This window comes from Streptomyces sp. Root1304, from assembly GCF_001426405.1.
GTDB lineage: Bacteria > Actinomycetota > Actinomycetes > Streptomycetales > Streptomycetaceae > Streptomyces.
This window is the reverse complement of sequence record NZ_LMEP01000002.1, coordinates 114,400-139,900: the sequence shown is the minus strand read 5'-3', so window position 1 is coordinate 139,900 and position 25,501 is coordinate 114,400. Positions and strand designations below refer to the sequence as shown.

Genomic DNA, 25,501 nt, shown 5'->3' with positions numbered 1-25,501 from the left:
CGCGCAGGCCCTAGGCTGTACCGGTGAGCACCACCACCGGCCCCGAAAGCCCCGACGCCCTCCTCGGCCCCGCCGACATCCGTGAGCTGGCCGCCGCCCTCGGCGTGCGCCCCACGAAGCAGAAGGGCCAGAACTTCGTCATCGACGCCAACACCGTCCGGCGGATCGTCCGCACGGCCGAGGTGCGGCCCGACGACGTGGTCGTGGAGGTGGGGCCCGGACTCGGCTCCCTCACCCTGGCCCTCCTGGAGGCCGCGGACCGGGTGACGGCCGTCGAGATCGACGACGTCCTCGCCGCCGCGCTGCCCGCCACGATCGCCGCCCGCATGCCGGCCCGCGCCGACCGCTTCGCGCTCGTCCACTCGGACGCCATGCAGGTCCAGGAGCTGCCGGGCCCGGCGCCGACCGCGCTCGTCGCCAACCTGCCGTACAACGTCGCCGTGCCGGTCCTGCTCCACATGCTGGAGCGGTTCCCGAGCATCGAGCGGACCCTCGTCATGGTCCAGGCGGAGGTCGCCGACCGCCTCGCCGCCAAGCCGGGGAACAAGGTCTACGGCGTACCGTCGGTGAAGGCCAACTGGTACGCGGAGGTCAAGCGGGCCGGCTCCATCGGCCGCAACGTCTTCTGGCCCGCGCCGAACGTCGACTCCGGCCTCGTCTCCCTGGTCCGCCGCACCGAGCCCCTCGCGACCACCGCGAGCCGCCAGGAGGTCTTCGCCGTCGTCGACGCGGCCTTCGCGCAGCGCCGCAAGACCCTGCGCGCCGCCCTCGCGACCTGGGCGGGCTCGCCCGCGGCGGCCGAGGAGGCCCTCGTGACGGCCGGGATCTCGCCGCAGGCGCGCGGCGAGGCGCTGACGGTGGAGGAGTTCGCCCGGATCGCGGAGGCGAAGGCGTGAGCGCTCCCCGAGACGTCACCGTCCGCGTCCCCGCCAAGGTCAACGCCCAGCTCGCGGTCGGCGCGGCCCGCCCCGACGGCTTCCACGACCTGGCCAACGTCTTCCTCGCCGTCTCCCTGTACGACGAGGTCACGGCGACCCCCGCCGAGGCGCTGACGGTCACCTGCGAGGGCCCCGACGCCGACAAGGTGCCGCTCGACCGCACCAACCTGGCCGCGCGCGCCGCCGAACTGCTCGCCGCCCGGCACGGCATCGCACCGGACGTGCACCTGCACATCAGGAAGGACATCCCGGTCGCCGGCGGCATGGCCGGCGGCAGCGCGGACGGGGCGGGCGCCCTGCTCGCCTGCGACGCGCTGTGGGGCCTGGACACCCCCCGCGACGTCCTCCTGGAGATCTGCGCCGAACTCGGCTCCGACGTGCCGTTCAGCCTGGTCGGCGGGGCGGCGCTCGGCACCGGGCGCGGCGAGAAGCTCGACGGGCTGCCGGTCGGCGGCACCTTCCACTGGGTGTTCGCCGTCGCCGACGGCGGTCTTTCGACCCCGGCGGTGTACGGCGAGTTCGACCGCCTCGCCGAGGGCGTGGACGTCCCCGAGCCGGCCGCGTCCCCGGCCCTCCTGGAAGCCCTGCGGACCGGTGACACCGCCGCCCTCGCGGGCGCCCTCGCCAACGACCTCCAGGCCCCCGCGCTCTCCCTGCGCCCCTCGCTCGCCGCGACCCTGGCCGCCGGCACCGGGGCGGGCGCCCTCGCGGCCCTGGTCTCCGGCTCGGGCCCGACGACGGCGTTCCTGGTGAAGGACCCGGAGACGGCGGCCGCCGTCGCCGCCGCCCTGATCGCCTCCGGCACCTGCCGCACGGCGAGGGTGGCGACCTCACCGGCGGCAGGCGCGACCGTCCTCTGAACGCGACCTGGCGCTTGTTCTTCGAGATCCGCGCCAGGAGCAGGTTCGGGTCCGGGTCCGGGGTGGTGAAGCAGGCCGCGCCGGGGATGTGGACGGACTTGGCGCGCACCGCCACCGAGGTCGGGTTCTCGAGGCCGTCCGCCGCGGTGAGGACGGTCCTGTGGGTGCCGACCGGAGGACCGGCGCCGGCGCCGTACTCAGCCGCCGGTTGAGTATCCGCGCGCTGACGCCGCACCGGGCCGTCGCGGGACCGTACGAGCATGGGAATCAGCGCGCGTGAACTCGCCGCCGCCACACCGGCGACGCGGGACCGGTACGTCGACCTGCTCCGGGTCGCCTCGCTCGCCGTCGTCGTCCTCGGCCACTGGCTGATGGCGGCCGTCACCGCCGACGGACAGGTCGGCAACCTGCTCGCCGTCGTGCCGGAGCTCCAGGTGGTGACCTGGGCGTTCCAGGTCATGCCGGTGTTCTTCTTCGTCGGCGGCTTCTCGCACGCCCTCGCCCACCGCTCGCGCCCGCAGTACGCGGCCTTCCTGCGGGCCCGGCTCCAGCGGCTGCTGCGGCCGACGATGGTCTTCGTCGGGGTCTGGGGCGCGGCCGCGCTGGTGCTCCAGCTGTCCGGCGCGGACGGCGGGCTCACCGGCGTCGCGCTGCGGCTCGTCACCCAGCCGCTCTGGTTCATCGGGATCTACCTCGCGATGGTCGCCTTCACCCCGCCGCTGCTGCGGCTGCACGAGCGCTGGGGCTGGGGCGCCTTCGCCGCGCTCGTGGGCGGCGCGGTCGCCGTGGACGTCCTGCGGTTCGCGGCGCACGTGCCGTACGTCGAGTTCCTGAACTTCGCGTTCGTCTGGCTGGCCGTCCACCAGCTCGGCTTCCTCCGCGCCGACGGCATGATCCGCCGTCCGGCCCTGCTCGCCGGCGCGGGCCTGCTCGGTGCGACCGCGCTCGTCGCCCTCGGGCCGTACCCGCTGTCCATGGTGGGGATGCCCGGCGAGAAGGTCTCCAACATGGCCCCGCCGACCCTGGCCCTGCTCTGCCACGGCCTGTGGCTGGTCGGCGCGGTCGAGCTGCTGAAGAGGCCGGGGACCCGCCTCGTCGCCCGCGCCGGGGTGTGGCGCGGGGTGGTCGCCGCCAACGGGATCGCGATGACCGCGTTCCTCTGGCACCTGACGGCGATGCTCGGGGTGTACGGGGCGATGCTCGGCCTCGGCGTCGAGCTGCCCGCCCCGGCGACCGGGGCGTGGTGGGCGCAGGTGCCGCTCCGGTTCGCGGCGGCGGGCCTGCTCACCGCCGTCCTCGTCGCCGTGTTCCGCCGCTTCGAGTCCCCCGGCCCGGCCGCCCCGGCGAACGGCACCGGCGGCCCGGCCGCCGCCGTCGGCATCACCCTCGCCCTGCTCGGCGTCCTCGGGCTCTCCCTGACCGGTTTCGGCGGTCTCCTGACCGGCCACTCGGCCACCCTGATCGCCGTTCCGGTCACCGCCCCGGCGGCCGTCGCCCTGGCCCTGGCGGGCTGGCTGCTGGTGGAGAGGGCCGGGCGCCGCCCGGGGGCCTGACGCCGGGGCCGGGGCCGGTCCGCGCGGGGACGTACCCTGGGACGTCGATCGATCACCCCGTACAGGAGTCAACGTGGCCGTCAATCTGGTCAATGTCGAGGCCGTCACCAAGGTCTACGGCACCCGTGCCCTCCTCGACGGGGTCTCGCTCGGCGTCTCCGAAGGGGAGCGGATCGGGGTCGTGGGCCGCAACGGCGACGGCAAGACCACCCTCATCCGGATGCTCGCCAAGCTGGAGGAGGCCGACACCGGCCGCGTCACCCACAGCGGCGGGCTGCGCCTCGGCGTGCTGACCCAGCACGACTCGCTCGACCCGAAGGCCACCATCCGGCACGAGGTCATCGGCGTCATGGCCGACCACGAGTGGGCGGGCAGCGCCAAGATCCGCGACGTGCTCACCGGGCTCTTCGGCGGGCTCGACCTGCCCGGCTTCGAGAACGGCCTCGACACCGTCATCGGCCCGCTCTCCGGCGGTGAGCGCCGCCGCATCGCGCTCGCCAAGCTGCTCATCGAGGACCAGGACCTCCTCGTCCTCGACGAGCCCACCAACCACCTCGACGTCGAGGGCATTGCCTGGCTCGCCAAGCACCTCCAGGAGCGCCGCTCCGCGCTCGTCTGCGTCACCCACGACCGCTGGTTCCTCGACCAGGTCTGCACCCGCATGTGGGACGTGCAGCGCGGGGCCGTCCACGAGTACGAGGGCGGCTACTCCGACTACGTCTTCGCCCGTGCCGAGCGCGAGCGCATCGCCGCCACCGAGGAGACCAAGCGGCAGAACCTGATGCGCAAGGAGCTGGCCTGGCTGCGGCGCGGCGCCCCCGCCCGCACCTCCAAGCCCCGCTACCGCATCGAGGCCGCCAACGAGCTGATCGCCGACGTGCCGCCGCCGCGCGACACCTCCGAGCTGATGAAGTTCGCCAACGCCCGGCTCGGCAAGACGGTCTTCGACCTGGAGGACGTGACCGTCACCGCCGGACCCAAGACCCTGCTCCAGCACCTCACCTGGCAGCTGGGCCCCGGCGACCGCATCGGTCTCGTCGGCGTCAACGGCGCGGGCAAGACCTCACTCCTGCGCGCACTCGCGGACGCCGCCGTCAGCCAGGGCGAGATCCAGCCCGCCGCCGGCTCCGTCACGGTCGGCAAGACCGTCCGGCTCGCCTACCTCTCCCAGGACGTCACCGAACTCCCCGGCACCCTGCGGGTCCTGGAGGCCGTCCAGCAGATCCGCGACCGCGTCGACCTCGGCAAGGGCCGCGAGATGACGGCCGGCCAGCTCTGCGAGCAGTTCGGCTTCACCAAGGAGAAGCAGTGGACGCCGGTCGGCGACCTCTCCGGCGGTGAGCGCCGCCGCCTCCAGCTGCTGCGCCTGCTGATGGACGAGCCGAACGTGCTCTTCCTCGACGAGCCCACCAACGACCTCGACATCGAGACCCTGACCCAGCTGGAGGACCTCCTCGACGGCTGGCCGGGCTCCATGGTCGTCATCTCCCACGACCGGTTCTTCATCGAGCGCACCACCGACAAGACGCTCGCGCTGCTCGGCGACCGGACCCTGCGGATGCTGCCGCGCGGCATCGACGAGTACCTGGAGCGCCGCCGGGCGATGATCGAGGCGTCCGTCCCGACGCCCGCCGCCGCGCCCGCGCAGGCCAAGCCGGGCGTCTCCGCCGCCGACGCCCGCGCCGCGAAGAAGGAGCTGCAGAAGGTCGAGCGGCAGCTCGACAAGGTCTCCGACAAGGAGGCCAAGCTGCACACCCGGATCGCCGACAACGCCACCGATTTCGAGCTGGTGGCGAAGCTCGACGCGGAACTCCGCGAACTCGCCGGGGAGCGCGAGGAACTGGAGATGCGCTGGCTCGAACTGGCCGAGGACGCATAACGAGGGCATCACAGGCCGGTCCTCCCTTGGGTACAAGGGGCGGACCGGTCGCTTTTGCGCCATCACGCGAGTGGTAGAAAGAAAAGCCGCTCACGTCAAGGGGGAACCGCTGATGACCCAGCCGCCCAGCAACCAGCCGCCGGGGGGCTTCGGAGCTCCCCAGGATCCGAACCAGGCCCCGGGCCAGAACCAGGGCAGCCCGAACCTGGACAAGGCCCCGGGCACGCCGCCCGTCCCGCCGCAGGCACCGCAGACCCCGCCGCCGCCGGCCGGTCCGCCCGGGATGCCGCCGACCGCGCCTCCGGCCGCGCCCGGACCGTACGGGCAGCAGCCGCAGCCCGGCTACGGCTACCCGCAGCAGGGCCAGCCCGGCCCGTACGGCCAGCAGCCCCCGTACGGCTACCCCCAGCAGGGGCAGCAGCCCGGTTACGGGCAGCAGCAGCAGCCGCAGCAGCCCGGCCCGTACGGCCAGCAGCAGAACCCGTACGGCGGCGGTGGCTACCCCACCCAGCCGATGTACCAGGGCGCCCCGACCCCGCCGCCGGCCGGTGGCGGCGGGCCCCTCAAGGGCCGGACCGGTGTCGTCGCGGCCGTGGCCGCCGCCGCCGTCCTGGTGGCCGCCGTCACCACCTGGGCGGTCGTCGGAGGTGGCGACGACGAGGAACCGATCGCCGCGCCGACCACCAGCGCCTCGTCCTCGTCGGGCATCCCCAAGCCGACCGAGTCGGTCGACAAGGGCGACGGCTCCGGTGACGGATCCAACGGCGAGGAGGACCTCAACGCCGGCCGCAAGGACGGCGAGGCCAAGGTCAACTGGCTGCTGAAGAACGACGTCGACCTGCCCCGCAACGGCGCCGACGTGTACGGCCCCTGGATCGTCGGCGACACCGTCGTCAAGGCCATGTACAAGGGCATCGACGGCTACAGCCTCACGGACGGCTCGCCGAAGTGGCACGTCGACGTGCCCTTCGAGCTGTGCGCGGCCCCCGCGAACCCCTCGGCGACCGGCGTCATGGTCTTCGGCTACGCCGAGAGCGCCAAGGACGGCGCCAAGTGCAGCGAGCTCCAGCAGGTCGACCTGAAGACCGGCAAGGCGGGCTGGAAGAAGTCCGTGCCGAAGCCCAAGGGCCTCTTCGCGTTCTCGGACAACACCCTGGCCATCAGCGGCAACACGCTGACCGTGGCCGGCACCAGCAGCGCCTACGGCTTCTCCCTCGCCGACGGCAAGCAGCTGTTCACCGGTCCGACGAGCGGCTGCAAGCCCTTCGCGTTCGCCGGCGGCAGCAGGCTGATCGCCGCCATGGACTGCGGCTCGGGCAGCGGCTCCAAGAAGGTCCAGGCCGTCGGCCCGGTCGACCCGGCCACCGGCAAGCCCAAGTACAGCTTCAAGCTGGAGGCGGGCTGGGAGGTCGACAAGGTCTACTCGGTCGACCCGCTGGTCGTCTCCGCCACCCAGCGCGAGCCGAAGAAGTGGACCATCTTCACGCTCAACCCCAACGGCACGCTCCGCTCCCAGATCCAGGGCGGCAAGGACAAGTTCGCCCCGTCCTGCGGCGGCGGGTTCGTCATCTTCGGGCGCAACCTGGAGGGCTGCACGGGTGTCGCGGCCGACGCGAACAACTTCTACATGGCGACCGAGGTCGGCTACGGCAAGTCCAACGAGGTCGTCGCCTTCGACCTGAAGACCGGCAAGGCCAAGTGGCGCTCCAAGGCCCCCGAGGGCCAGTCCATGACGCCGCTGCGCATGGAGGGCTCCGAGGTCCTGGTGTACGTGGACTCCTCGTACGACAAGGGCGGCGCGGTCGCGACGATCGCCCCGACCGGTGGTGCGCCGAAGATCCTGCTCCAGCACCCGGCGTCGACGTCCGAGATCGAGAACAGCTTCTACAGCCCCGGCTACGCCTACGGCGGTGGCACCTTCGTCGTGGCGAGCGGACGCGTCTCCGCCTCGAACGACAAGGAAGAGAAGTTGGTCAAGACGATGATGGCGTTCAGCAAGTGAGGTACGAGGACCGATGACGCAGCCACCCCCGCCGCCGAACCAGCCGCCGGATCCGCAGGGCGGCTTCGGGGCCCCGACGCCCCCGCCGCAGCAGCCGGAGCCGGGCTACGGCTACCCGCAGCACGCCCCGGCCCCGGACCAGTCGTACGGCTATCCGCCGCAGCAGCCCGGCCAGGGCTACGGGCAGCAGCCGCAGCAGCCGTACGGCTACCCCGGCGCCCAGCCGCAGCAGCCGCCGCAGCAGCCCCCGTACGGCACCCAGCCGCAGCAGCAGCCGGTGCAGCCCCCGTACGGCTACCCGACGCAGCCGCAGCAGGCCTACGGCGGGTACCAGCAGCCCACCCCGCCGCCGGCGCCCGGCGGCGGCAAGAAGCTGTCGGCGCAGCTCCAGATCATCATCGCGGCGGTCGTCGCCGTCGTGCTGATCGTCGGCGTCGGCATCTGGTACGCCGGTTCCGAGGGCGGCGGCAAGGACGACGAGGCCAAGGGCTCGGCCGGCACCTCGCAGGGCACCGGCGGCGACGGCGGGAAGACCGGCGGCACCAGCGGTCTGGGCGGTGACGGCAAGGAGAAGGCGTCCGCGAACACGCAGGCGAAGCTGGCCTTCTCGATCGACGAGCCGAAGGTCCCGGACGTCACCGACGTCTCCGGTTCCTGGATCACCGACAAGGCGTACGTGAAGACCGGGGTCAACTCGATCGTCGCGCACGACCTGGACAAGGGCACGGTCCTGTGGACCCTGCCGCTGGCCGGTCAGGTCTGCGGTGCCTCCCGGCACAAGACCGCCGACAACAAGGTGCCGGTCCTCTTCGAGGCCAAGAAGAGGGTCGCCCCGCGCTACTACCAGCAGTGCACCGAGGTCGGCCTGGTCGACCTGAACACCGGCAAGCTGCTGTGGACCTCCTCGGTCACCGGCGGCACCGGCGGCGACCAGAAGGTCCGCTTCTCCGAGGTCACCCTCAGCGGGAAGACGGTCGCGGCCGGCGGCACCGACGGCGGCGCCGCCTTCGACCTGGCCAACGGCAACGCGCGCTGGAAGCCGCAGGCCAACGACCAGAACTGCTACGACCTGGGCTACGGCGGCGGCGAGGGCCTGGTCGCGGTCCGCAAGTGCGGTTCGTACGACAGCCAGTACGTGCTGATTCAGAACCTCGACCCGATGACGGGCGCCCCGGTCTCGCAGTACAAGATGCCGACCGGTGTGAAGTACGCGTCGGTGGTCTCCTCCAAGCCGCTGGTCGTCGCGGCCGACGTCGGCGACACCGCCGGTGACGGCAGCGGCATCTCGGACTTCTTCTCGATCGACGAGAAGACCGGGAAGCTCAAGGCGAAGATCACGGCCGACGCCGACCAGTACGCGGGCCGCTGCCGCTCGACCAAGGTCGAGTCCTGCCAGCAGGTGCTCGTCGGCAACAACCGGCTCTACGTGCCGACCGAGGAGCACGAGGGCTCCACCGGCGAGTACGGCGACGAGACGAACGAGATCATCGCCTTCGAGCTGGCCACCGGGAAGATGGTGCCGGAGAAGGCGGACGCGGGCGACCGCTACACCCTGGTCCCGCTCCGCATGGACGGCGGCGACCTCATCGCGTACAAGGAGCCGCCGTACGACAAGGGCGGCCGGATCGTGTCGATCAACGCCGGCACGATGAAGGAGACGCTGCTCCTGGAGAACCCGGGGGAGCGCTCGATCCGCGCGATGGAGACCAACACCAGCCTCACCGGTGCGGAGGTCCTCTACGGGGACGGCCGGCTGTTCATCGCGCAGACGCTGGTGAGCAAGGCCAGGGAGGGCGCCACGGACAAGAAGTACCTGGTGGTCTCCTTCGCCGTCCCGCGCTGACGGCGGTACCGACCGACGCACGACCGTCGTGGGCCCCTCCGGTGATCCGGAGGGGCCCACGCGCGTCCCGCCCCGGCCGTGACCGTCACCGGGAAGGGGGGAATTCCGCACCGGGACGGGTCTCCTGCCCGCGGTTGGGGCGATGGGGGGCGGGGGAGCGTGTACCTTGCCGGGTCAGGCGTGCCGGGGGACGGCGGGCGCGGACGAGGGGGATGACCGGGATGGGCGTACGCCTGGTGGTGGTGGACGACCACCGTCTGCTCGCGGAGGCGCTGGCCTCGGCGCTCAAACTGCGCGGGCACCGGGTGCTCGCGGCGGCGGCGCCGGTGGCGGGCGCGGCGGAGCTGGTGGTGGGCCGGGCGCCGGAGGTCTGTCTGCTGGGCACGGCGACGCCGGACCTGCCGGGGGTCTTCGACCCGGTCGTGCGGATCAAGCGGGAGCGGCCGCAGGTGGCGGTCGTGGTGCTCGGCCCGGTGCCCTCGCCGCGCGGGATCGCGGCGGCGTTCGCGGCCGGCGCCTCCGGGTACGTCCGGCACGACGAGCGGATCGAGGGCGTGGAACGCGCCCTGGTGAAGGCCAGGGCGGGGGAGTCGGCGGTGGCGCCGCAACTGCTCAGATCGGCCTTCGAGGAGTTGCTGAACCCTTCGGCGCAGCCGGACGACGAGGGGCAGCGGCTGCTGCGGCTGCTGACGCAGCGGGAGGTGGAGGTCCTCGTCCGGGTCGCGGAGGGGGAGGACACCCGGCTGATCGCGGCGGGGATGGGGATCGCGTCGAGCACGGCGCGGACGCACGTGCAGCGGGTCCTGATGAAGCTGGGGGTCGGCTCGCGCCTGGAGGCGGCGGCGCTGGCGGCCCGTACGGGGCTGCTGGACCGGGCGCTGCCGGGGCCGCGCGGGCCCGGGGTGACGGGCGCCTGACGCGCCGGGGCGCGAAGGCCTGGCGCGGTGCTTCTTCGTTCCGTCCGGTTCCGTTCATGTGCGGGACCGGGCTTCACCGTTGACGGTGATGTTGGAATGTGCTTCCTTGTGTGTGGTTCTGTTTGATCCGCCCCGGAGGGCACCCCCGTGAAGAAGACCGTCACCACGCTGGCCGACGGGCGCGAACTGATCTACTACGACACGCGCGACGACACCGTCCGCACCGCCGTCGACCCGCGCCCCCTCACCCCCGTCGTCTCCCGCTCCGAGATCCGGTACGACGCCCTCACCGGCGACGCGGTCGCCGTCGCCTCGCACCGGCAGTCCCGCACCTACCTCCCGCCGGCCGACGCCTGCCCGCTCTGCCCCGCCAGGGACGGACGCGAGAGCGAGGTCCCCGAGGAGAGCTACGAGGTGGTGGTCTTCGAGAACCGCTTCCCCTCGCTCTCCGGCGGCGTCGGCCGCTGCGAGGTCGTCTGCTTCACCGACGACCACACGGACTCCTTCGCCGACCTCACCGAGGAGCGGGCCGCCCTCGTCCTCGACGCCTGGACCGACCGCACCGCCGAACTCTCCGCGCTGCCCGGCGTCGAGCAGGTCTACTGCTTCGAGAACCGGGGCGCGGAGATCGGCGTCACCCTGCCCCACGCGCACGGCCAGATCTACGCCTTCCCCTACGTGACGCCCCGGACGGCGGCCATGCGGCGCCGCCTCGACGAGCACCGCGCCGAGACCGGCCGGAACCTCTTCGACGACGTGGTCGAGCGGGAAAGGACCGACGGCGAGCGGGTGGTCCTGGAGACCGAGCACTGGATCGCCTTCGTGCCGTACGCCGCCCACTGGCCGTACGAGGTGCACCTGCACCCCAAGCGCCGGGTGCCGGACCTCCTCGCCCTCGAAGGGGCGGCCCGCACAGAGTGCGCACAGGTGTACCTGGAACTCTTGAGGCGCTTCGACCGGATCTTCGGCCCGGACGAGCCGCCGACGCCCTACATCTCCGCCTGGCACCAGGCGCCGTTCACGGACGCCCGGCGGGAGGACTTCGGACTGCACCTGGAGCTCTTCACCGTCCGACGGGCCTCCGGCAAGCTGAAGTTCCTCGCGGGCACCGAGTCCGGCATGGGCGCGTTCATGAACGACGTACGGCCGGAGGACGCGGCCCGACGACTGCGAGAGGTGGCGACCGCCGAGTGAGCGCGGACACGAAGAAGTACCTGGTGACGGGTGGGGCCGGATACGTGGGCAGCGTCGTCGCCGCCCACCTCCTGGAGCGGGGCCACCGGGTCACCGTCCTCGACGACCTCTCCACCGGCTTCGCCGAGGCGGTCCCGGCGGGCGCCGCGTTCGTCGAGGGCCGCGTCCAGGACGCCGCGAAGTGGCTGGACGACTCCTACGACGGCGTCCTGCACTTCGCCGCCTTCTCCCAGGTCGGCGAATCCGTCGCCAGGCCGGAGAAGTACTGGGAGAACAACGTCGGCGGCACCATGGCCCTGCTGGCGGCCATGCGCTCCACGGGAGTGCGCAGGCTCGTCTTCTCCTCCACCGCCGCGACCTACGGCGAGCCGGAGACCGTGCCGATCACCGAGACCGCGCCGACCGCGCCCACCAGCCCCTACGGGGCGAGCAAGCTGGCCGTCGACCACATGATCGCCGGCGAGTGCGCCGCCCACGGCCTGGCCGCCGTGTCGCTGCGCTACTTCAACGTGGCGGGGGCGTACGGCCCGCTCGGCGAGCGCCACGCACCCGAGTCGCACCTGATCCCGCTCGTCCTCCAGGTCGCCGTGGGCGAGCGCGAGGCGATATCCGTGTACGGCGAGGACTACCCGACCCCGGACGGCACCTGCGTCCGCGACTACATCCACGTCGCCGACCTGGCCGAGGCCCATGTGCTGGCGCTCGACGCGATGACGGCCGGTTCCGTGCCGGCCGGGGAGCACCTCGTCTGCAACCTCGGCAACGGCAACGGATTCTCCGTCCGCGAGGTCGTCGAGACCGTGCGGAAGGTCACCGGGCACCCGGTCCCCGAGATCACCGCCGCGCGCCGCCCCGGCGACCCGGCCGTCCTGGTCGCCTCCGCCGACGCGGCCCGCGAGCGGCTCGGCTGGACGCCGTCCCGGCCGGACCTGGCGGCCGTCGTCGCCGACGCCTGGGCCTTCGCCCGGCTCCGCCGCGAGGAGGGTTCCGCGTGAGCGTCGCCGAGGACTTCGAGGCGCTGTACGGCGCCGCGCCCGACGGTGTCTGGGCGGCCCCCGGGCGGGTCAACCTCATCGGGGAGTACACCGACTTCAACGAGGGCTTCGTGCTGCCGCTCGCGCTGCCGCACACCGCCGTCGCCGCCGTCTCCCGCCGTGACGACGGCGTGCTGCGCCTGCACTCCGCCGACGTCGGAGGCGGTGTCGTCCAGCTCGCGGCCGACACCCTGGAGCCGCTCTCGGGCGGCGGCTGGGCGGCCTATCCGGCCGGTGTGGTCTGGGCGCTGAGGGAGGCCGGCCACCCGGTGACGGGCGCGGACGTGCACCTCGCCTCGACCGTGCCGACCGGTGCCGGGCTCTCCTCCTCGGCGGCCCTGGAGGTCGTCACCGCGCTCGCCCTGAACGACCTGTTCGGGCTCGGGCTCACCCGGCCCGAGCTCGCCCGGCTCGCGCAGCGCGCCGAGAACGCCTTCGTCGGCGTGCCCTGCGGGGTCATGGACCAGATGGCCTCCGCGTGCGCCGAGGAGGGCCACGCCCTCCATCTGGACACCCGGGACCTCTCGTACCGTCAGGTCCCCTTCGACCTCGCCCGCGAGGGGCTGCGGCTGCTCGTCGTCGACACCCGCGTGAAGCACGCGCTCGGGGACGGCGCGTACGCGGAGCGGCGCGCCGGGTGTGAAGCGGGTGCGCGGGCGCTCGGCGCCCGTGCCCTGCGCGACGTGAGCGCCGTACACCTACCCGAAACCCTCGCACGCCTGAGCGACGAGACGGTGCGGCGGTACGTCCGGCACGTCGTCACCGACAACGCGCGCGTGGAGCGGACCCTCGCGCTGCTCGACGCCGGCGACACCCGGGCCGTCGGCCCGGTGCTCACCGAGGGGCACGCCTCCCTCCGGGACGACCTCCGGGTCTCCTGCCCCGAGCTGGACCTCGCCGTCGAGGCGGCGAACGCCGCAGGCGCGCTGGGTGCCCGGATGACCGGCGGCGGCTTCGGCGGCTCGGCCGTCGTCCTGGTCGGGGCCGACCGGGCGGACGCGGTCGCCGCCGCCGTGGAGAAGGCCTTCGCCGGGGCCGGGTACGCCCCTCCGGGGATCTTCCCGGCCGTCCCCTCGGCAGGCGCGCGCAGGCTCTGAACCCGCCGCGCGCACGCGCGACTTCGGACAGTTCCGCGAATCGGCCCCCACCGTGACGCCCCGCCCCTACGCTGAGGGGCGGCGCCGGTGGGGGCCGGTGCTGTTCAGGGGGCGTGACCCGGTCGGGTACGGCGCCGGAAGCGGGGTAACAGTCAACGCACGGCGGCGGCCGCGCATCCGACGGACCCGCCTCCGGCGCCGTGCCCGCGTCGGTTCCGTTCCTCGACACTTGGGGGTGTCCGTGGCACGTATCCGTGTCCTGGTGGTGGACGACCACCGCGTCTTCGCCGAATCGCTGGCCGCCGCACTCGCGGCGGAGCCCGACGTCGACGTCGCGGCCGCGGGAAGCGGCCCGGCCGCCCTGCGCTGCCTGGAGCGCGGTGCGGCGGAGGGACGCAGGTTCGACGTGCTGCTCGTCGACGCCGAGCTGGGCGCGGGCCCGCCGGGCGCGGCCGCGGCCCGCGCCGTCCCGGACGACGCCGAGGGCGCCGTCGGTGCTGTCGGTGCCGTCGACGGGCTCTCGCTGGTGGCCGGGGTGCGCCGGGCGCAGCCCGCGGTCCGCACCGTCGTCCTCGCGGAGAGGGACGACCCGCGGCGGGCGGCGCTCGCCCTCCAGGCCGGGGCCTCCGGCTGGGTGGCGAAGGACTGTTCGCTGCAACGGCTGCTGGCCGTGGTGCGCGGGGTGCTGCGGGACGAGACGCATCTGCCGCCCGCGCTGCTCACCGGGGTGCTGCGGGAGCTGACGGAGGTGCGCAAGCACCGGACGGACAGCGAGCGGCTGGTGGAGTCGCTGACCCCGCGCGAGCGGGAGGTGCTGCGCTGCATGGTCGCGGGTCTCGGCCGCAAGGCGGTCGCGGAGCGGCTGTTCCTGTCGCCGCACACGGTCCGTACGCACATGCAGAACGTGCTGGGGAAGCTGGGCGTGCACTCGACCCTGGCGGCGGTGGCGCTGGCCCGCCGGGCGGGCGTGGGTCCCGCGCAGCCGGTCGGGGTGCCGGGGTCCGGACTAGCCGGGGACGTTGTCGAACGGGGCGGTCAGCCGGCGTAGCAGTCCGGCCAGTTCGCCGCGCTGGGCGCGGGAGAGCTGGGCCAGGATGGCCCGCTCCTGGGCGAGGAGTCCGGCGAGCGCCTCGTCGGCGCGGTCGCGGCCCTCGGGGGTGAGCCGGACGAGGACCCCGCGCCGGTCGCTGGGGTCGGGCAGCCGCTCGACGAGGCCCTTCTTGGTGAGCCGGTCGATGCGGTTGGTCATGGTGCCCGAGGTGACCAGGGTCTGGGTGAGGAGCTGGCCGGGGGAGAGCTGGTACGGCGCTCCGGCGCGGCGCAGGGAGGTGAGGACGTCGAACTCCCAGGGCTCCAGCTGGTGCTCGGAGAAGGCGAGCCGACGGGCGCGGTCGAGGTGCCGGGCGAGCCGCGAGACGCGGCTGAGCACCTCGAGCGGTTCCACGTCGAGGTCGGGGCGCTCGCGGCGCCATGCTGCGACCAGTCGGTCGACCTCGTCCTCCATGACGATCAGTGTAGAGGGTCTGTTGACATAAAGTCTCTTGGGGTCAAGTTTCTCGATATCGAGTATCTTGGAGTCAAGATATATTTCCCTGGACTATGGGGAAGGGACCCGGCCGGAACTACGTTCCGCTTCGGCAACTCGTGCCAGCAAGGGGGCTTCGAACATGCATTCCGTGGAAACCGTCGTACCCACCGCACCGACCTGGGACCCACAGCAGTACCTCCGACACTCCGGCCATCGCACCCGGCCCTTCCTCGACCTGCTCGCCCGAATACCGCATCTCCCGGCCGAGGACCGCCCGGCCCGCATCGCCGACCTCGGCTGCGGCCCCGGCAACGTCACGGCCCTCCTCGCCGACCGGTGGTCCGACGCCCACATCACCGGCTACGACCTCTCGCCCGACATGCTGGAGCGGGCCGAGAAGGACTGGGCCGGCACCACCCGCGGCGGCGGCTGGATCGACTTCCGGCCCGCCGACGCCGCCCACTGGACCCCCACCGAGCCCTACGACCTCATCGTCTCCAACGCCGCCCTCCAGTGGGTGCCCAACCACCCCGAGTCCTTCGCGGGATGGATCGACGGACTCCACCCCGGCGGCACCTTCGCCTTCCAGGTCCCCGGCAACTTCACCTCGCCCAGCCACGCCCTGCTCGGCGAACTCTGCGACACCCCCGAATGGCGCGCCCGCCTCGGCGACCAGGGCCGCCGCTTCGTCCACATCCTCGACTCCGCCGACTACCTCACCCGCCTCACCGACCTCGGCTGCGAGGTGGACGTCTGGGAGACCACGTACTGCCAGCTGCTCCAGGGCGAGGACCCCGTCCTCGACTGGGTCAAGGGCACCGCCCTGCGGCCCGTCCTCACGACCCTGGCCGACGACCGGGAGGCGGCCGACGCCTTCCTCGGGCAGTACCGCGCCCTCCTCCGCGAGGCCTACCCCCCGGGCCCGCACGGCACCGTCTTCCCGTTCCGCCGCATCTTCGCCCTCGCCCGCAAGCCCTCCTGACCTCGCACGGGCCCGTGACGCACGGACGCCCCGCACCGGAACTCCGGTGCGGGGCGCCCCGCGCGCCGCGACCCGTAGGGGCCGCGGTGCGACTAGTACATGCCGCTGTACGTCTGGTAGCCGTAGCCGATCTTGGCGCGCGGGCCGAAGTAGTTCTTCGCGGCGCCGCCGTCGAAGCGGTACAGGTCGCCGCCGGGCGTCGCGGCGACGAAGTCGCCCTTGCCGTCACCCGTCAGGTCACCCGTGGCGACCAGCTTCGCGTACGCGTTGAAGCCCTCGCCCAGCTTGATCCGGCCCTGGAACGGCTTGGTCGCCGAACCCGTGCCCGGGAAGAGGTAGAGCGTGCCGGTCGTGGTGCGCGCCAGCAGGTCGTTCCGGCCGTCGTTGGTGTAGTCACCCGCGCCGAAGAACCAGTTGTACGTCTGCCAGCCACCGCTCACCAGGGTCCGGGCGCGGAGCGCCGAACCGGTCACCGTGGTCGGGTACAGGTACAGGTTGCCGGAGCGGTCCCGCGCCAGCAGGTCGCCCGAGCCGTCGCCGTTCAGGTCACCGGGGCCCGCGAGCAGGTTGAAGGCGTTCCAGCCGCCTCCCATGTCCTTGCTCTCGATGTAGAGGCGGTTGTTGTAGATCTCCACGACGTCCGACTCGCCGTTCGGGTCGACCGAGGAGACGTTGGTGAGGTTCACCCCGCCCCAGCCGTTGGCGATCCACTGACGGGCGCTGAGACCACCGTTGTTGACCGCGTGGTACCAGTAGAGCGCGCCGCGCTTGTCGATCGCGAGCAGCTCCTCCTTGCCGTGGGCGGGGAGGTTGCCGGCGCCGCCGAACTGGGCGACGGGCGCCCACTCGCCGGTCGCGCCGAGCGTCTCCCGGGTGTCGTAGCCGCCGGTGCCCGAGCCCGTGTAGACCATCAGCGTGCCGTTCTTCCGGCGCGCGTAGACCTCGGTGTCACCGTCGCCGTCCTGGTCGTCCACACCCAGGATCTGGTTGAAGACGTCCCACATGGCGCCGATGCCGGTGGCCTGCTTGAACGGCGCCCCCGGGTCACCGGTGCTGCCGAAGAAGTCGAGGGAGCCGTCGGGCTTGCGGGCGATGACATCGCCCTTGCCGTCGCCGTCGTTGTCGCCGATGCCGACGATCTGGTCGTACACCTGCCAGCCGTAGCCGACCTTCGTCCGGCCCTGGAAGGGCGTGGCCGGCGTGCCGGAGGCCAGGTACAGGTACAGGTCGCCCTCGGGCGTGCGGCCCATCAGGTCCGCGCGGCCGTCGCCGTCCACGTCGCCCGGCGAGAACACCTTGTTGTAGATGTTCCAGCCGTTGCCGTACCAGCGCAGGTTCGCCGAGGCCGTCGTCGAGGCGTTTCCGTACAGTTCGAGGCGGCCCAGCGTCGTCAGCGTCAGGACCTCGGGCCTGCCGCCGTTCAGGTCCTGGTCACCGACCGGGATGATGTCCTTGACGAAGTCCTTCGAGCCGCCGGTCCGCGAGAACTCGACCGCCGTCGTCTGCGTCGAGAGCGTGAGGGAGCCGTCGAGCTCCCGGTAGACCAGGTCGCTCCGGCCGTCGCCGTCGAAGTCGGCGCGCGGCGCGGAACCCGCGGCCGCGGCGCCCTCGGCGCCCGCCGCACGGGCACCCGACGCGGGCAGGGACGGCATCAGCAGCTTCGGGCCGGCCGCCGGCGCGGGCTTCGCGGCCGAGAGCGGCGGGGCGGGCGTACCGGCCATGGCCGGCCGGCTGAGCAGCATGCCCGTGGAGAGCAGCAGGGCGGTGCAGGTGACCACACGACGTGCGCGCGTGGAACGCAGGAAAGACAAAAAGATCCCCCCCAGGGATCAGAGGTCCAAAGGAATCCGAGCACGGGGGGTTCACAGCGGCGTCGAACGGCATCAGCGCAGGCCACAGGGCACGCGAACGGCTTCGCCCGACAACGGGAACACCCCCACGGATGTTGAAGCCGATCCTACTCGTGCCCCGGCCGGACGCCAGGGGTTAACCCCCCTCCGACCCGGAGAACCGGACCGTCCGGTCCGTTCCTCCGGCGCGGCCCTCAGCTCTTCCGGTGCCCTATCAACCGCGGCTTCGGCTCCAGACCGTCCAGACCGTGCCACGCCAGGTTCACCAGATGCGCCGCGACCTCCGCCTTCTTCGGCTTCCGGACGTCCAGCCACCACTGACCCGTCAGCGCCACACTGCCCACCAGCGCCTGCGCGTACAGCGGCGCCAGCTTCGGATCGAAGCCGCGGGCCTTGAACTCAAGACCCAGGATGTCCTCCACCTGCGTGGCGATGTCGCTGATCAGCGACGCGAACGTGCCCGTCGACTGCGCCACCGGGGAGTCCCGTACGAGAATCCGGAAACCGTCCGTGTAGTTCTCGATGTAGTCGAGCAGCGCGAACGCCGCCTGCTCCAGGAGTTCCCGCGGATGCCCCGCCGTCAGCGCCCCCGTCACCCCGTCCAGGAGCTGCCGCATCTCGCGGTCGACGACCACCGCGTACAGCCCCTCCTTGCCGCCGAAGTGCTCGTACACCACCGGCTTGGAGACCCCGGCCTTCGCCGCGATCTCCTCCACCGACGTGCCCTCGAAACCCTTCGCGGCGAAGAGCGTGCGGCCGATGTCCAGCAGCTGTTCCCGGCGCTCCGCGCCCGTCATCCGCACCCGGCGCCCGCGCCGGGGCTTCTGCTCGCCGCTGCCGGTGCCACTGGTCCTGCCGTCGTTCGCCACGTCTTCCATCATGCCGCGTCTGCGGACGCGCTCTGGCGGCGGGCTTCGATGCGGGCCTGCGCCGGCCAGCGCACGTCGGACGCCCAGCCCGCCAGCTCGAACCAGCGGATCAGCCGCGCACTGGAGTCGACCTGCCCGCGCAGCACCCCGTGCCGGGCCGAGGTCGGGTCCGCGTGGTGCAGGTTGTGCCAGGACTCACCACAGGACAGCACCGCCAGCCACCACACGTTGCCCGAGCGGTCCCGCGACTTGAACGGACGCTTGCCCACCGCGTGACAGATCGAGTTGATCGACCACGTCACGTGGTGCAGCAGCGCCACCCGGACCAGCGAGCCCCAGAAGAACGCGGTGAACGCGCCCCACCACGACATCGTGACCAGACCGCCCACCAGCGGCGGGATCGCCAGCGACAGCACCGTCCACAGCACGAACTGGCGGGAGATCGCCCGGATCGCCGGGTCCTTGATCAGATCGGGGGCGTACTTGTGCTGCGGGGTCCGCTCCTCGTCGAACATCCACCCGATGTGCGCCCACCACAGGCCCTTCATCAGGGCCGGGACCGTCTCGCCGAACCGCCACGGCGAGTGCGGGTCACCCTCCGCGTCCGAGAACTTGTGGTGCTTGCGGTGGTCCGCCACCCAGCGCACCACCGGACCCTCCACCGCGAGCGAGCCCATGATCGCCAGCGCGATCCGCAGCGGCCGCTTCGCCTTGAAGGAACCGTGCGTGAAGTACCGGTGGAAACCGATCGTGATCCCGTGGCAGCCGATGAAGTACATCGCCACCATCAGCCCGAGATCCAGCCAGCTCACCCCCCAGCCCCAGGCCAGCGGCACCGCCGCGAGCAGCGCCACGAACGGCACCGTGATGAACAGCAGCAGCGCGACCTGCTCGACCGAACCCTTGCTGTCCCCGCCGAGCGTGGCGGAGGGCAGGACGGGGTCGCCGTCGGACAGCTCGGGTGCCTCGGGCGAGGTCACCTCGGGGCTCATGGTCATGGATGTCCCCTGGGGGTGAGGGTGAGGGTGGGGGAAAACTGCGGGAAAGACGCGAAAAAGTACGCGCAGACACGGCCGTGGCTACGCCTCCGTAACCTACGGCGTCGTAAGTATGGCAGCGCCGGGGCGCGCGGCAAGAGGGCACAACAGGGGCAGGGCCGTCACCGAGAAGACGGACACCTATCCTGGGTGCGTCGGACAGCGCGGTCCGCAAGCCTCCAGAACCCCTCCAGACGTGCTCAAACACTGCAAGGAGCCGCACCTGTGAGCAGTGCCGACCAGACCCCCACCGCCAGCGCCGAGCTGCGCGCCGACATCCGCCGACTGGGCGACCTGCTGGGCGAGACCCTCGTCCGCCAGGAGGGCCACGAACTCCTCGACCTCGTCGAGCGGGTCCGCAGCCTCACCCGCGAGAACGGAGAGGCCGCCGCCGAGCTGCTGAGCGGCGTCGAGCTGGAGACAGCCGCCAAGCTCGTACGCGCCTTCTCCACCTACTTCCACCTCGCGAACGTCACCGAGCAGGTCCACCGCGGCCGCGAGATGCGCGAGAAGCGCGCCGCCGAGGGCAGCCTCCTCGCCCGCACCGCCGACATGCTCAAGGACGGAGACCCCGAGCACGTCCGCGAGACGGTCAAGAACCTCAACGTCCGGCCCGTCTTCACCGCGCACCCCACCGAAGCCGCCCGCCGTTCCGTCCTCAACAAGCTCCGCCGGATCGCCGTCCTCCTGGAGACCCCGGTCATCGAGGCCGACCGGCGCCGCCACGACCTGAGGCTCGCCGAGAACATCGACCTCATCTGGCAGACCGACGAACTCCGGGTCGTCCGCCCCGAGCCCGCCGACGAGGCCCGCAACGCCATCTACTACCTCGACGAACTGCACGCCAACGCCGTCGGCGACGTCCTGGAGGACCTCGCCGCCGAGCTGGAGCGCGTCGGCGTCGAACTGCCCGCCGGCACCCGCCCGCTCACCTTCGGCACCTGGATCGGCGGCGACCGCGACGGCAACCCCAACGTCACCCCCCAGGTGACCAGGGACGTCCTGATCCTCCAGCACGAGCACGGCATCACCGACGCCCTCGAACTCGTCGACTACCTCCGCGGACTCCTCTCCAACTCCATCCGCTACACCGGAGCCACCCAGGAACTCCTGGACTCCCTCCAGCGCGACCTGGAACTCCTCCCGGAGATCAGCCCCCGCTACAAGCGCCTCAACGCCGAGGAGCCCTACCGGCTCAAGGCCACCTGCATCCGGCAGAAGCTCCTCAACACCCGCGAGCGCCTCGCCTCCGGCACCCCCCACCAGGACGGCCGCGACTACCTCGGCACCGCCGAACTCGTCCACGACCTCACCCTGATCCAGACCTCGCTGCGCGAGCACCGCGGCGGCCTCTTCGCCGACGGCCGGATGGACCGCACCATCCGCACCCTCTCGGCCTTCGGCCTCCAGCTCGCCACCATGGACGTACGCGAGCACGCCGACGCCCACCACCACGCCCTCGGGCAGCTCTTCGACCGCCTCGGCGAGGAGTCCTGGCGCTACGCCGACATGCCGCGCGACTACCGGCAGAAGCTGCTCGCCAAGGAGCTGCGCTCGCGCCGCCCCCTCGCGCCCACCCCCGCCCCGCTCGACGCGGCCGGGCAGAAGACCCTCGGCGTCTTCCACACCGTCAAGGAGGCCTTCGAGCGCTTCGGCCCCGAGGTCATCGAGTCCTACATCATCTCGATGTGCCAGGGCGCCGACGACGTCTTCGCCGCCGCCGTCCTCGCCCGCGAGGCCGGACTGATCGACCTCCACGGCGGCTGGGCCAAGATCGGCATCGTGCCCCTCCTGGAGACCACCGACGAGCTCAAGGCCGCCGACGTCATCCTCGACGGCATGCTCGCCGACCCCTCCTACCGGCGCCTCGTCTCGCTCCGCGGCGACGTCCAGGAGGTCATGCTCGGCTACTCCGACTCCTCCAAGTTCGGCGGCATCACCACCTCCCAGTGGGAGATCCACCGCGCCCAGCGCCGGCTGCGCGACGTCGCCCACCGCTACGGCGTGCGGCTGCGCCTCTTCCACGGCCGCGGCGGCACCGTCGGCCGCGGCGGCGGCCCCTCGCACGACGCGATCCTCGCCCAGCCCTGGGGAACCCTGGAGGGCGAGATCAAGGTGACCGAGCAGGGCGAGGTCATCTCCGACAAGTACCTGATCCCGTCCCTCGCCCGCGAGAACCTCGAACTGACCGTCGCCGCCACCCTGCAGGCCTCCGCCCTGCACACCGCGCCGCGCCAGTCCGACGAGGCCCTCGCCCGCTGGGACGCGGCCATGGACACCGTCTCGGACGCCGCCCACACCGCGTACCGCAAGCTCGTCGAGGACCCCGGCCTGCCGGCGTACTTCCTCGCCTCCACCCCCGTCGACCAGCTCGCCGACCTGCACCTGGGCTCACGGCCCTCCCGCCGCCCCGGCTCCGGCGTCTCCCTCGACGGACTCCGCGCCATCCCCTGGGTGTTCGGCTGGACCCAGTCCCGCCAGATCGTCCCCGGCTGGTTCGGCGTCGGCTCCGGCCTCAAGGCCCTCCGCGAGGCCGGCCTCGACCCCGTCCTCGGCGAGATGTACGACCGCTGGCACTTCTTCCGCAACTTCCTCTCCAACGTCGAGATGACGCTCGCGAAGACGGACCTGCGGATCGCCCGCCACTACGTCGACACCCTCGTCCCCGACGACCTCAAGCACGTCTTCGACGCCATCGAGGCCGAGCACGCGCTGACCGTCGCCGAGGTCCTCAAGATCACCGGAGGCGAGAAGCTCCTCGACTCCAACCCCGTGCTCCAGCAGACCTTCGCCATCCGCGACGCCTACCTGGACCCGATCTCCTACCTCCAGGTCGCCCTGCTGGCCCGCCAGCGCGCGGACGCCGAGGCCGGCGCGGAGCCCGACCCGCTGCTCGCACGGGCCCTGCTCCTCACCGTCAACGGCGTGGCGGCCGGCCTGCGCAACACCGGCTGACACCCCGCCCGTACGACAGAAGCCCCCGCCGGTCTCCGGCGGGGGCTTCCGTCATGACGGGGGTACGTCAGTGCTGCTGCGCCTTGCGACGACGCGTCACCAGGTACGCACCCGCACCCGCGAGGGCGAGGGCCACGGCGGCGAGGAGGCCGACGGGGGTGCTGGAGCCGGTCTCGGCCAGGTCACCACCGGTCGACGACGAACCGGAGGCGCTCGGCACGGGCTGGCCCGCGCTGTTGGTCGCCGTCGGCGAGACGCTCGACGAGGGGCTGTCCGTCGGGGAGACGCTCGACGAGGGGCTGTCCGTCGGGGAGACGGTCGACGACGGGGTCTGGGAGGGGGTGCCCGACGGGGTGCCCGTGGGCGCCTCGGTCGTCGGCGTGTCCGTCGGCGTCGGCGCGGTGGTGCTCGGGGTGCCGGTCGGGGTGGGCTTCACGGCCGTCGGGCAGGTGTGGGACAGGTTGAACCAGCCCTGCGTGACGGTGCCGTTGATCTCGGCCGAGGCGGAGATCAGCTTCGCGCCCGGCTCGGACCCGACGTACGCGTGCTTCGCGTCCGGCGGACCGAAGACCGTGACGGTCTGGACGCCACCCGGCTGGAACTCCACCGTCAGCTTCGAGAAGGTGGCGCTGCGGCCCGGCAGCACGAAGTGCCAACCGTCCTGGTCGGTCGGGACGTTCCCGCAGACCTTCTCGGTCTCCTTCCAGTCCGAGGCGGTCAGGGGCAGCTTGTCGGCCTGGTGCAGCGGAAGCGGCTTCGGGCCCTCCGACGCGGAAGCAACCGGCGCGAGGGCGAGGGAACCCGCCATGGCCGCGACGAGCGCGGCGGCGGGTATGAAGGAGCGTCGCATGTGCAGTCGTCCATCTGTGGGATGAGGGATGCCGTGGGAGGTGGCGGGGGCAGCCTATCCGTCGCTTTGAGCGGGCCTTGAGCCAGAGGTCGGTAACGATCGCACCAGGAAACCCGTGTCAACGGGCCGGAACTGTGAACAAGCTGGATCAGAGCGCGAAGAACGCGGCCACCAGCAGCGACCCACCCGCACCGGCCATCGACCACGCCGTCCTCGGCAGCCGCAGCCCGCCGCCGACCAGCGGCGCCGCGAGCAGCAGCGCCCCGCCCAACGGCAGCCACGCGTGCAGACCACCGCCCCAGCCCGTCCGTACGCCCTCGTCCGTACCGGGCTTCACGACCACCGGGATCGTCACCCCCGGCTCCGCCGCCACCGAACGCTCGATCGTCAGCGTCCGTCGCGTCGACGACGGGTCGTCAGGGGCGAACCGGCCGCTGCACCTCTCCTCCGTACAGCCCGTCACGGTCAGCGTCCCGTGCTCCCGCCCCTTGCCGAGCAGGACGTGCTGGGCCGAGTTCCAGGAGGCCCACCCACCCGCGACGAGCAGAAGAAGGGCGACCAGGGCCATGGCGGCGTTACGGACGTGCGTCATGACCCGCGATCGTACAGTCGTACGTTCCGACCGCCAGGGGGCCGGACCCGTCGGACCGCTCCTAGGAGTTGTACGCCGACTGGGCCCGCTCCAGGCCCTCCGCCACCAGGCACTCCACCGAGTCCGCAGCCCGGTCCACGAACCAGTCCAGGTCCTTGCGCTCCGTCGACGAGAAGTCCTTCAGGACGAAGTCCGCCACCTGCATCCGGCCCGGCGGGCGCCCGATCCCGCACCGGACCCGGTGGTACTCGGGACCCATCGCCTTCGTCATCGACTTCAGGCCGTTGTGACCGTTGTCCCCGCCGCCGATCTTCAGCCGCAGCACCCCGTAGTCGATGTCCAGCTCGTCGTGGATCGCCACGATGTTCGCCGTCGGCACCTTGTAGAAGTCCCGCAGCGCCGTCACCGGACCGCCCGACAGGTTCATGTACGACATCGGCTTCGCCAGGATCACCCGGCGGCTCGCGGGTCCCGGCGGGCCCATCCGGCCCTCGACGACCTGCGCCTGCGCCTTCTGCGCGCGCTTGAACGAACCGCGCATCCGCTCGGCGAGCAGATCCACCGTCATGAAGCCGATGTTGTGCCGGTTGGCCGCGTACTCGGGCCCCGGGTTGCCGAGGCCGACGATCAGCCAGGGGGCGTTCGCGTCGTCCGTCATCTGCGTCAGGTCTCCTCGTATCCGTCCACGCGCGTGCGTACTTCCGTACCCGTACAAGGGAAACGGGGTGACGGGCCGCGTGGCCCGTCACCCCGTCACGTCAGGCAGAGCCTACGGCTCAGGCCTCGGCACCCTCGGTGGCCTCGGCCTCGGCGGCCGGCTCCTCGGCCTGCGCGCCCAGGACCTGGAGGACGACGGCGTCGCCGTCGGTGACCAGGGTGGCGCCCTTCGGCAGGGTGATGTCCTTGGCGAGGACGGAGGCGCCGGCCGCCAGGCCCTCGACGGAGACCGTGACGGCCTCGGGGAGGTGGGTGGCCTCGGCCTCGATGGAGAGGGTGCTCAGCACGTGCTCCAGCAGGTTGCCACCGGCGGCGAGCTCGCCCTCGGCCTGGACCGGGATCTCGACCGTGACCTTCTCGCCGCGCTTGACGAGCAGCAGGTCGACGTGGACCAGGAAGCCCTTGATGGCGTCGCGCTGGATCGCCTTCGGGATCGCCAGCTCGTTCTTGCCGTCCACGTCCAGGGAGAGCAGGACGTTCGGCGTGCGCAGCGCCAGGGCAAGGTCGTGGGCCGGGAGGGTCACGTGCGCCGGCTCGGAGCCGTGGCCGTAGACGACCGCGGGAACCTGGTTGTTGCGGCGGATCGCACGGGCGGCGCCCTTGCCGAACTCGGTACGGACGGCAGCGGCGAGCTTGACCTCGGACATGGTGCACTCCTCGTGGAAAGGTGACGAAAGACTTGGGTCACCCGGCCACGACTGGCGATGGCCTGCTACGAAGAGCGCGTCGATAACGGACCGCCGTGACCCTGTACATCCGTACGGGTACGGCCTCCCTCGCCGAGCAACTACGGCAGTCTACCGG

The 25,501-nt window shown here is 72.3% G+C and carries 21 protein-coding genes; 13 read left to right on the top strand and 8 right to left on the bottom strand.

Translation table 11 applies throughout. The features are described from left to right. The first annotated feature begins 23 nt into the window (after nucleotides 1–23). The 11 genes from rsmA (at nucleotide 24) to ASD33_RS05550 (ending at nucleotide 14,365) form a co-directional block, all read left to right on the top strand. Nucleotides 24–896 carry a 16S rRNA (adenine(1518)-N(6)/adenine(1519)-N(6))-dimethyltransferase RsmA gene (gene rsmA / locus ASD33_RS05605; RefSeq protein WP_056554277.1) on the top strand — a complete coding sequence of 291 codons (873 nt, stop codon included), beginning with the start codon at nucleotides 24–26 and terminating at the stop codon, nucleotides 894–896. Continuing rightward, entirely contained in the window at nucleotides 893–1,798 is a 906-nt protein-coding gene (locus ASD33_RS05600) for a 4-(cytidine 5'-diphospho)-2-C-methyl-D-erythritol kinase (protein WP_056554274.1), read from the top strand. Before rsmA ends, ASD33_RS05600 begins: the two co-directional genes overlap by 4 nt. Before the next feature lie 260 nt (nucleotides 1,799–2,058). Further along, nucleotides 2,059–3,351, top strand: a complete 1,293-nt coding sequence (locus ASD33_RS05590) for an acyltransferase (protein ID WP_056554268.1) — start codon at nucleotides 2,059–2,061, stop codon at nucleotides 3,349–3,351. A gap of 73 nt (nucleotides 3,352–3,424) precedes the next feature. After that, nucleotides 3,425–5,230 carry an ABC-F family ATP-binding cassette domain-containing protein gene (locus ASD33_RS05585; RefSeq protein ID WP_056554266.1) on the top strand — a complete coding sequence of 602 codons (1,806 nt, stop codon included), beginning with the start codon at nucleotides 3,425–3,427 and terminating at the stop codon, nucleotides 5,228–5,230. Nucleotides 5,231–5,342: 112 nt separating this feature from the next. After that, nucleotides 5,343–7,232: a PQQ-binding-like beta-propeller repeat protein gene (locus ASD33_RS05580; protein ID WP_056554261.1), complete on the top strand. Its 1,890-nt coding sequence runs from the start codon at nucleotides 5,343–5,345 to the stop codon at nucleotides 7,230–7,232. 13 nt (nucleotides 7,233–7,245) lie between these two features. Continuing rightward, nucleotides 7,246–9,075, top strand: a complete 1,830-nt coding sequence (locus ASD33_RS05575) for a PQQ-binding-like beta-propeller repeat protein (protein ID WP_056554258.1) — start codon at nucleotides 7,246–7,248, stop codon at nucleotides 9,073–9,075. A 221-nt stretch (nucleotides 9,076–9,296) separates the two neighbouring features. Next, complete coding sequence (locus ASD33_RS05570; RefSeq protein WP_056554931.1) at nucleotides 9,297–9,992, top strand: LuxR C-terminal-related transcriptional regulator; 696 nt, start codon at nucleotides 9,297–9,299, stop codon at nucleotides 9,990–9,992. A 147-nt stretch (nucleotides 9,993–10,139) separates the two neighbouring features. Next, entirely contained in the window at nucleotides 10,140–11,186 is a 1,047-nt protein-coding gene (gene galT, locus ASD33_RS05565; protein ID WP_056554256.1) for a galactose-1-phosphate uridylyltransferase, read from the top strand. Next, nucleotides 11,183–12,181, top strand: a complete 999-nt coding sequence (gene galE, locus ASD33_RS05560) for a UDP-glucose 4-epimerase GalE (protein WP_056554253.1) — start codon at nucleotides 11,183–11,185, stop codon at nucleotides 12,179–12,181. The genes galT and galE overlap by 4 nt, the downstream gene beginning before the upstream one ends. Continuing rightward, on the top strand, nucleotides 12,178–13,317 hold the full coding sequence (gene galK / locus ASD33_RS05555; protein WP_056554250.1) for a galactokinase: 1,140 nt from the start codon (nucleotides 12,178–12,180) through the stop codon (nucleotides 13,315–13,317). The genes galE and galK overlap by 4 nt, the downstream gene beginning before the upstream one ends. 241 nt (nucleotides 13,318–13,558) lie before the next feature. Then, complete coding sequence (locus ASD33_RS05550) at nucleotides 13,559–14,365, top strand: response regulator transcription factor (RefSeq protein WP_056554927.1); 807 nt, start codon at nucleotides 13,559–13,561, stop codon at nucleotides 14,363–14,365. On the opposite strand, the gene ASD33_RS05545 is transcribed toward ASD33_RS05550, so the two are convergent. After that, nucleotides 14,324–14,821 (bottom strand): MarR family transcriptional regulator, encoded by a 498-nt coding sequence (locus tag ASD33_RS05545; protein ID WP_056554248.1) that lies wholly within the window; start codon nucleotides 14,819–14,821, stop codon nucleotides 14,324–14,326. The two genes, ASD33_RS05550 and ASD33_RS05545, sit on opposite strands and share 42 nt — an antisense overlap. A gap of 163 nt (nucleotides 14,822–14,984) precedes the next feature. Here ASD33_RS05545 and ASD33_RS05540 point away from each other — a divergent pair, with 163 nt between their 5' ends. Then, the gene (locus tag ASD33_RS05540; RefSeq protein ID WP_056554245.1) at nucleotides 14,985–15,827 is read left to right on the top strand and encodes a trans-aconitate 2-methyltransferase; all 843 of its coding nucleotides are present in this window, start codon (nucleotides 14,985–14,987) and stop codon (nucleotides 15,825–15,827) included. Between the two features lie 92 nt (nucleotides 15,828–15,919). On the opposite strand, the gene ASD33_RS05535 is transcribed toward ASD33_RS05540, so the two are convergent. From ASD33_RS05535 to ASD33_RS05525, 3 genes are all read right to left on the bottom strand, one after another. Beyond that, complete coding sequence (locus tag ASD33_RS05535) at nucleotides 15,920–17,605, bottom strand: VCBS repeat-containing protein (RefSeq protein ID WP_056554242.1); 1,686 nt, start codon at nucleotides 17,603–17,605, stop codon at nucleotides 15,920–15,922. A 266-nt stretch (nucleotides 17,606–17,871) separates the two neighbouring features. After that, the gene (locus ASD33_RS05530; protein WP_056554924.1) at nucleotides 17,872–18,555 is read right to left on the bottom strand and encodes a TetR/AcrR family transcriptional regulator; all 684 of its coding nucleotides are present in this window, start codon (nucleotides 18,553–18,555) and stop codon (nucleotides 17,872–17,874) included. Next, nucleotides 18,555–19,538, bottom strand: coding sequence for a fatty acid desaturase (locus ASD33_RS05525; protein ID WP_056554921.1), 984 nt, complete (start codon nucleotides 19,536–19,538; stop codon nucleotides 18,555–18,557). The genes ASD33_RS05530 and ASD33_RS05525 overlap by 1 nt, the downstream gene beginning before the upstream one ends. Before the next feature lie 270 nt (nucleotides 19,539–19,808). On the opposite strand from ASD33_RS05525, the gene ppc reads away from it, so the two are divergent. Further along, nucleotides 19,809–22,538, top strand: a complete 2,730-nt coding sequence (gene ppc / locus ASD33_RS05520; protein ID WP_056554238.1) for a phosphoenolpyruvate carboxylase — start codon at nucleotides 19,809–19,811, stop codon at nucleotides 22,536–22,538. 67 nt (nucleotides 22,539–22,605) lie between these two features. Here the strand turns inward: ppc and ASD33_RS05515 are convergent, their stop codons facing one another. The 4 genes from ASD33_RS05515 to ASD33_RS05500 form a co-directional block, all read right to left on the bottom strand. Beyond that, nucleotides 22,606–23,388, bottom strand: coding sequence for an LPXTG cell wall anchor domain-containing protein (locus ASD33_RS05515; protein ID WP_056554235.1), 783 nt, complete (start codon nucleotides 23,386–23,388; stop codon nucleotides 22,606–22,608). A gap of 148 nt (nucleotides 23,389–23,536) precedes the next feature. Further along, nucleotides 23,537–23,980 (bottom strand): hypothetical protein, encoded by a 444-nt coding sequence (locus tag ASD33_RS05510; RefSeq protein ID WP_056554232.1) that lies wholly within the window; start codon nucleotides 23,978–23,980, stop codon nucleotides 23,537–23,539. Nucleotides 23,981–24,041: 61 nt separating this feature from the next. Beyond that, complete coding sequence (gene pth, locus ASD33_RS05505) at nucleotides 24,042–24,638, bottom strand: aminoacyl-tRNA hydrolase (protein WP_056554229.1); 597 nt, start codon at nucleotides 24,636–24,638, stop codon at nucleotides 24,042–24,044. 118 nt (nucleotides 24,639–24,756) lie between these two features. Then, the gene (locus ASD33_RS05500) at nucleotides 24,757–25,344 is read right to left on the bottom strand and encodes a 50S ribosomal protein L25/general stress protein Ctc (RefSeq protein ID WP_056554226.1); all 588 of its coding nucleotides are present in this window, start codon (nucleotides 25,342–25,344) and stop codon (nucleotides 24,757–24,759) included. Nucleotides 25,345–25,501 lie beyond the last annotated feature (157 nt).

Excerpts from the sequence above, each read along its gene's own strand:
- ASD33_RS05590 (WP_056554268.1), top strand. The coding sequence starts at position 2,059 with ATGGGAATCAGCGCGCGTGAACTCGCCGCCGCCACACCGGCGACGCGG.
- ASD33_RS05580 (WP_056554261.1), top strand. The coding sequence starts at position 5,343 with ATGACCCAGCCGCCCAGCAACCAGCCGCCGGGGGGCTTCGGAGCTCCC.
- ASD33_RS05575 (WP_056554258.1), top strand. The coding sequence starts at position 7,246 with ATGACGCAGCCACCCCCGCCGCCGAACCAGCCGCCGGATCCGCAGGGC.
- ASD33_RS05570 (WP_056554931.1), top strand. The coding sequence starts at position 9,297 with ATGGGCGTACGCCTGGTGGTGGTGGACGACCACCGTCTGCTCGCGGAG.
- ASD33_RS05545 (WP_056554248.1), bottom strand. The coding sequence starts at position 14,821 with ATGGAGGACGAGGTCGACCGACTGGTCGCAGCATGGCGCCGCGAGCGC.
- ASD33_RS05540 (WP_056554245.1), top strand. The coding sequence starts at position 14,985 with ATGCATTCCGTGGAAACCGTCGTACCCACCGCACCGACCTGGGACCCA.
- ASD33_RS05530 (WP_056554924.1), bottom strand. The coding sequence starts at position 18,555 with ATGGAAGACGTGGCGAACGACGGCAGGACCAGTGGCACCGGCAGCGGC.
- ASD33_RS05525 (WP_056554921.1), bottom strand. The coding sequence starts at position 19,538 with ATGAGCCCCGAGGTGACCTCGCCCGAGGCACCCGAGCTGTCCGACGGC.
- ASD33_RS05515 (WP_056554235.1), bottom strand. The coding sequence starts at position 23,388 with ATGCGACGCTCCTTCATACCCGCCGCCGCGCTCGTCGCGGCCATGGCG.
- ASD33_RS05510 (WP_056554232.1), bottom strand. The coding sequence starts at position 23,980 with ATGACGCACGTCCGTAACGCCGCCATGGCCCTGGTCGCCCTTCTTCTG.
- pth (WP_056554229.1), bottom strand. The coding sequence starts at position 24,638 with ATGACGGACGACGCGAACGCCCCCTGGCTGATCGTCGGCCTCGGCAAC.
- ASD33_RS05500 (WP_056554226.1), bottom strand. The coding sequence starts at position 25,344 with ATGTCCGAGGTCAAGCTCGCCGCTGCCGTCCGTACCGAGTTCGGCAAG.